The 1,024-nt window shown below is 67.4% G+C and carries 1 protein-coding gene; it reads left to right on the top strand.

The genetic code is table 11. The features are described 5' to 3' along the window. Window positions 1-1,024, top strand: a 1,024-nt coding sequence (locus IEJ02_RS47795) for an acyltransferase domain-containing protein (protein ID WP_191070507.1), incomplete at both ends; no start/stop codon positions are given.

Genomic DNA, 1,024 nt, shown 5'->3' with positions numbered 1-1,024 from the left:
GCGGCGGCGTGTGTGGCGGGTGCGTTGTCGTTGGAGGATGCGGCGCGCGTCGTAGCCCTGCGCAGTCAGGCGCTGCGGGCGCTGTCCGGGCGTGGTGGCATGGTGTCGGTGTCGTTGCCGGTGGATGCCGTACGGGATCGGCTTGCGGCGTGGGGCGAGCGGCTGTCGGTGGCGGCGGTGAACGGGCCTTCGGCGGTCGTGGTGTCCGGTGACGCGGATGCGTTGGATGAGCTGCTGGCCGTGTGTGAGGCGGAGGGGATCCGGGCGCGGCGTGTTCCGGTGGACTACGCCTCGCATTGCGCTCATGTGGAGGCCATTGAGGACGAGCTTCGGCAGGCCCTCGAAGAGATCAGTCCTCAGTCGTCGTTGGTGCCGTTCTATTCGACGGTGACCGGTGGAGTGCTGGATACGACCGGTCTGGATGCCGGGTACTGGTATCGCAATCTGCGTCAGACGGTGCGTTTTGACGAGGCCGTCCGGGCTCTGCTGGCCGATGGCTTCCAGGTGTTTGTCGAGGCCAGCGCCCATCCGGTGCTCACGATGGGTGTGGAGCAGACGGCCGAGGAGCATGGCACCCGTGTCACCGCGGTCGGTTCGCTGCGCCGTGACGAAGGTGGGCTGGACCGTTTCCTGACCTCCGTGGCCGAGGCTTACGTGGGCGGGGCCTCTGTCGACTGGGCTCGGATGTTCGCGGGGACGGGTGCGCGTCGGGTCGAGCTGCCCACGTATGCCTTCCAGCGGGAGCGGTACTGGCTGGAGTCAGCGGGTGTGGCCGTCAGCGAGGGTGCGGCGGCTGGTCTTGGTCTGGGTTCGGCTGATCATCCGTTGTTGGGTGCGGTGGTGGGGTTGGCGGGCGGGGATGGGGTGTTGTTGACGGGGCGGTTGTCGTTGGTTTCGCATGGGTGGTTGGCTGATCATGCGGTGTGGGGTGTGGTGGTGGTGCCGGGGTCGGCGTTGGTGGAGTTGGTGTTGCGTGCGGGTGATGGGGTGGGTTGTGGGTGGTTGGAGGAGTTGACGTTGGAGG

Source organism: Streptomyces sp. 5-10, from assembly GCF_014712245.1.
GTDB classification, from domain to species: domain Bacteria; phylum Actinomycetota; class Actinomycetes; order Streptomycetales; family Streptomycetaceae; genus Streptomyces; species Streptomyces violaceusniger.
Note: the sequence above shows the minus strand (reverse complement) of the source record. Positions and strands in the feature narration are given on the sequence as shown.